Below are 5,334 nucleotides of genomic sequence, written 5' to 3' on the forward strand. Positions count from 1 at the left end.
ACACGACGAATCGACAGTCTGGTCGGCGCGCATGCCGATGCCATCAGTGTTCGGCCGCTGCTCATTGTCGATCTTCGCGGGAACGAAGGAGGCGGTTCAGGTACGACACGCGCGTTCAATCCCTATGTGGCCGGTGCCTCCCGTCGCACGACACCGTACGAATCCGGGACCGCCGTGATGCTGGCGTCTCCGTCCCAGCTCGCTTACGCCAAACGTTTGGTCGGTGGTGACACCAGCGCAGCCAGTCGACGGTTTCTGCAGCGCCTGGAAACAGAAACTGGATCACTGGTTCCCCTGGACGGGTTTCCTGCCGACACGGGCAAGGAACCCAGTCACCCCGGGAATTGGCGCGTGGTGGTCATGGTAGACGGCGGTACCGTCAGCGCGGCCGAAGTGCTGGTGCTCAAGGCGCTGCGCAGCCCGCGCGCCACAGTGGTGGGCGAACCCACCACCGGCGCCCTCGATTACCAGAGCACGCAGATCGTATCACTAGGTACAGGTGATCGCCGCTGGGCTCTCGGCTATCCGACCATCACCGCACACGCCGATCTGCCCAAGCGGGGAATGCGCGGCAAGGGTATTGCGCCTCATGTGCGAATGGACTGGAGTAGGACCCGTGACGCCATTGCCGCCGTGGAGCAGCGTTTCGCCCGATAGACGTTGTGGAGTCAGCGGGTAAAATTCGTGGCGCTGGTTCAACATCCTTCACAGCGCTTCTCGACTCGGTGCCCGATATATGAAGAAGATGGCAGCAGCGGCGTCTCCCGACGCGTATGTCGAAGCGCTCGATGGCTGGCGCTTCGAACGTGTGACGCAGTTGCGGGCTGTGGTCCGGGCGTCGAAGCTGCTCAATGAGGAGGTGAAATGGGGACACCTCGTGTATTCCACGGCGCATCCGGTCCTGCTCATTCGCGCAGAAAATGAACGCGTACTGCTCGGCTTCTGGCGAGGTCAGCGATTGCAGGACATCGAACCTCGTCTCAAGCCCGGGGGTAAGTTCGAGATGGCGACGCTCGAGCTACGGGAAGGGATGAGCATTCCTGCTGCGCGAGCCCGGCGTCTGGTCAAGGCCGCTCTCGAGCTCGACACGTCGCTTGGTGATCCGCGGCTTGCCTCTCCGAAGGTGAGGGCGCGGAAGGCCTCCGTGGCGAAGAAGCGGGGCGCTTAACGTCCACTTTCACCCATTTCAAATGACCCTCTTTCGTCAAACACGTACACGGATTGGATTGCTTGCCCTGGCTGGCCTGGCGGGATGTGGAGATTGCGTGCTGATAGGCTGCTACAACGGACTACAAATCAATCTCGATGCTCTGCCCGCTGGCACCTTTACCATCTCCGCGCTGGTGCCGGGTCAGCCCGGTGAAGTCATTACCTGCGTGGAGTCTTCACCCTGCGGAACCTCTCACGGATTTCAAGACATCACCGCCAGCGAAGTGGAGATCGTCATCAATACCTCCGTCGGAGCGTCGAGGCATACCATCAGGCCACAGTATGAGGCGTCCAGCGGTTCATGTGGTGGAGAATGCCGTTTCGCGACAGTAGCGGTTTCCATTCCGAGATAGCGAGAACCACACAAGAGAACGGGCCCGATGCATTTGGCACCGGGCCCGTCTTCCTTTGCAGCACCGCCGATCAGCGATCGTGCTGCGTGCTCTTCTTTTCGTTCTGCTGCAGGTTCTCTTCGCTCATCCAGTACTTGGGGCCGTACTTGCGCGCCACCGGCCACTCTTCATCCAGCGAGGCCGCGTCGTACAACACACCGCCCTTCATCACCCACTTCATGTCGAGGGTGTTCTGGATCTTCTCCAGCGGGTTGCTGTTCAGGATCATGAGATCGGCCAGCTTGCCCACTTCGAGCGAGCCCAGATCCTTGTCGGCGCCGAGGAAACGTGCGCTCTGCAGCGACGCCACTTCCAGCGTCCCATGCGCGCCCAGACCCGGCTCACCCATCCACACTTCCCAGTGCGCGGCCAGGCCGTGAAGTTCACCGTGTGAACCCAGCGCCGAATAGCCACCGGCCTTGATCACATCCGCCATCGCCTGCGAAATGATCGGGTAGCTGTAGTCCGTCTTGGGGCGCAGCTGACGCACGCGCAACGGCGAGATCAGGCTGCGCCACGGGAACCACGTGCGGATCTTCGCATCGGTCCACCAGTCACGCTCGGCGAACCAGTACTCGATGTTCCAGCTCGACGGACCACTCACCACCAGCGTCGGCGAGTACGTCGCTTCAGCCTTGCCCAGGAACGTGGACACATCGGAGTACATCAGGATTTCGCCATGCGAGTGCTCCCACCCCGTCTGGCCGTCCATGATCATGCCGAGGTTTTCGAAGAGCGTGCCGCCCTCGGACGTGACGTTGAGGTTCGCCACACGCGCCGCATCGGTGAGCCACTGACGCTGATCACGACGCGGCTGGGCGTACTGCTTGATCTGCACCGCGCCCCAGCTCTTGAGGCGGGCCACGGTGGCCTGCGCGATCGCGTAGCTGGAGATGTCGTTCGTGCGCGCGCCATCACCGCGGCTGACGTTGTCGCCCGTGCTGAACGTGCGCGAACCGATCATGTCGCCCGTTTCGATCAGCTCACCCGTGGGGAACACGTTCTGACTCCACGTGCTCACGTCCATCGACGACGTCACGCCGTACGCCAGGTAGATGGACTGCTCGAAGTCATGCTGAGGCCGCATGCCACGCCACTCACGGTAGTGGTGCGCGTGCATGTCCACCCAGCCGGGGATGATCGTCTTGCCCGCGGCATCGATCACTTTGCCGGCACCCGCCGTGCTGCAGTCCGCTGCCACGCAGGTGATGCGGCCATCCTTGATCACGATGGTACCGCGATCGATCACCTGACGCTTGTTCATCGTGAGGATGCGCGCACCGGTGATGGCGATCGTGCCCTTGGCCACCGCCCCGCGCGTACCACTCACCGACAACGTGACCGTGTCGGTCTTCTTCGTGTCGACGTTGTGTGAGAAGTACTGCTTCGCACTGCCCCACTCCAGCGACTTGGCATCGCGCCAGCGGGGGAAGATGCCGCCGTCACGCGAGAGCTGCGTGACCGGGAAGATGCCGCGACGCTTTTCGATGCGTTCGGCGTCACCACCAGTGCCGCCCCACGCCATCGCCGTCACGTACACGTTGTCGCCTTCCTGGAACGCCACCCACTGTCCATCAGGGCTCGGCACGATTTCATCGGCCGCGGGGAACGTGAGATGCGTGCGCTTGTCGCTGCCATCAAGCTTGACGCTCATGAGCGCCACGCCGCCCGGTGCACCCGGGCGATTGGCGCGCTGCTCGGGATAGAACAGGCGGCCTTCCGGGCCGAAGCTCGGACGCAGGAGCTGACGACGCGCTTCGTTGCCCTGCGCAGCGCCCGTGGGCTTGATAGCCGAGGCCACCGTGATGCCCGTGTCGTTGCCCACCGCCGTGAAGCGCACCAGATCGTACCACGCATTGTGCGTGATGGTGCGGCCACGCGCCGTGGCGCCTTCACCAAGACCCACCACCACCTGCGCACCATCGGGCGTCCACACCGGGTCCACATAGTCACCCGGGTCGCGATTGAGCTTCACCGGTGCACCACCGGTGATTGCAATCTTGTACAGATTGCCGCGCGCGGCGTCGTCGAACGTCACGAACGCCACCCACTTGCCATCGGGGCTGATAGCCGGCGCGTACTCGAGCGGCTTGAACGAATCCGGTGTGAGGCGCTTGGGCGCGCCCGCCGCGCCGTCCTGCGCGTAGATGTGTCCGAGCGCCTGGAAGACGATCTTCTTGCCGTCCACCGTGGCGGAAGGCCAGCGCACGAACTGCGCTTCCACCGGCCCGTCGCTGATGCGGAATTCCTTGCGCGCCATCTCGGAGATGGTGCGGTGCACCTTGGCCGAGAACGGGATGGTGGTGACGGCGCCGGTGGCTGCGGCCACACGGCGGATCTTGCCACCCTGCGTGAGGATCAGGCTCTGCCCGTCGGCGGCCCAGCGATAGCGCGGCAGCGCACCCAGCACCTTGCCGGCGCTGATGGCGATGGGTTCGATGGGATCCATGAGCAGGCGCTCGGTGCCCGTCTTCATGTCACGCAGCCACAGGGCCGAACGCGGACCGTATTTGTGTCCCTTGAAATCGAGCACACCGTCGGGAATCTGGCGCGCGAAGGCGAGCCAGCGACCATCAGGGGAAATCTCGGGCGCGGCGCCACCGCCACTGGAGAAGCGACCTGCGGCAGCACCCACATTTTCACCGCTGGTGATGTCCACGACTTCACCCGTCTCGAAGCTCCAGCGACGCAGCTGCAACTGGCCGGCCGACAAATCCTTAGTGGTCACGTTGGACATGTTCACGTGATAGAACAGGAACTTCCCGTCCTTGCTCACGCTGGGCCACACACCACCAGCCACCAGCTGCACACCCTGCCCGCCATCGCGGTGGTACATGTAGAGGCCACCTGCACCCCCGCCGCCCTCGGCGTTTCCGCCGCCACTCCGGCGCACGATGATGAAGCGTCCATCGGGCGTCCACGCCGGTTCGGCCATGTTGGACGCGTTGTCCGTGGCCACTGCGCGCGGGTTGCTGCCGTCGGCATTCATCACCCACAGGTTCTGCATACCGCGCCGGTCGGTGATGAACGCGACCAGCTTGCCATCGGGTGACACTCGCGGCTGGTAGTTGAGCGCCACGCCACTGTTCTGCGTGAGCACTTCCGCGTCACCGCCCGCCGCGCGCATGCGATACACATGGCCGAGCAGGTCGAAGTAGATCCACTGCCCGTCGGCCGTGATGTCGGTGGACATCCACGTGCCTTCGGTGGTGGTGAAATCGATGTCCCGCGTCTTGCCGCGCGCGGCGGTGATATCCCACTGCTCACCGGCTGCGCGAGCCTGGGGCGCTGCCGGCGCCTGAGCTGAGAGTGTGGCAGGACCGAGTGCGGCGGCGATGGCAGCGGCCGACGCGGCGAGTACGCCAGCGTTGCGGGCGTCCCAGTGTTTCATCTGCTGATCTCTCCCGTGATGGACATCGGTACCAGGGGCGTGCCCCTCTGGACTGTCCGCGCCTGACAGCGGACGACGGCTGTGTTACGTCGTGCCGGGCGGAAACGATGTCCCACAAGAACGCGCCGCCCCCCGTCGCCGTCCAGACTCGACCGGTCCCGGACCAGGCGCTGCAGAACCGCCGTGAACGGCTCGACAGTCAACTATTCACTTAAGCGACTCCCTTCCTCGTCGCATCAGCACGTGGCGATACTTCAGGGTGACCGATTCCATCCCCGCATCACTCCGAATCGTCCGTCGCGCCAACCGCACCCTGGGGCGCGTCGTTCCGGCCCTCGCGGC

At 64.1% G+C, this 5,334-nt stretch carries 4 protein-coding genes; 3 read left to right on the top strand and 1 reads right to left on the bottom strand.

Features of this window, described 5'->3' with window-relative positions; genetic code table 11:
- From VGE27_RS03490 to VGE27_RS03500, 3 genes are all read left to right on the top strand, one after another.
- Positions 1-657, top strand: a 657-nt coding sequence (locus VGE27_RS03490; protein WP_331048246.1) for a S41 family peptidase, incomplete at its 5' end; no start/stop codon positions are given.
- 79 nt (positions 658-736) lie between these two features.
- Positions 737-1,168 carry a DUF1801 domain-containing protein gene (locus VGE27_RS03495; RefSeq protein WP_331048247.1) on the top strand — a complete coding sequence of 144 codons (432 nt, stop codon included), beginning with the start codon at positions 737-739 and terminating at the stop codon, positions 1,166-1,168.
- A gap of 22 nt (positions 1,169-1,190) precedes the next feature.
- Positions 1,191-1,562, top strand: a complete 372-nt coding sequence (locus VGE27_RS03500; RefSeq protein WP_331048248.1) for a hypothetical protein — start codon at positions 1,191-1,193, stop codon at positions 1,560-1,562.
- Between the two features lie 70 nt (positions 1,563-1,632).
- Here VGE27_RS03500 and VGE27_RS03505 read toward each other — a convergent pair whose 3' ends face one another.
- A complete protein-coding gene (locus tag VGE27_RS03505; RefSeq protein ID WP_331048249.1) occupies positions 1,633-4,992 on the bottom strand; it encodes an amidohydrolase family protein in 3,360 nt (1,119 codons plus the stop codon).
- Between the last annotated feature and the right edge of the window lie 342 nt (positions 4,993-5,334).

It is taken from the genome of Gemmatimonas sp., from assembly GCF_036405635.1.
GTDB lineage: Bacteria > Gemmatimonadota > Gemmatimonadetes > Gemmatimonadales > Gemmatimonadaceae > Gemmatimonas.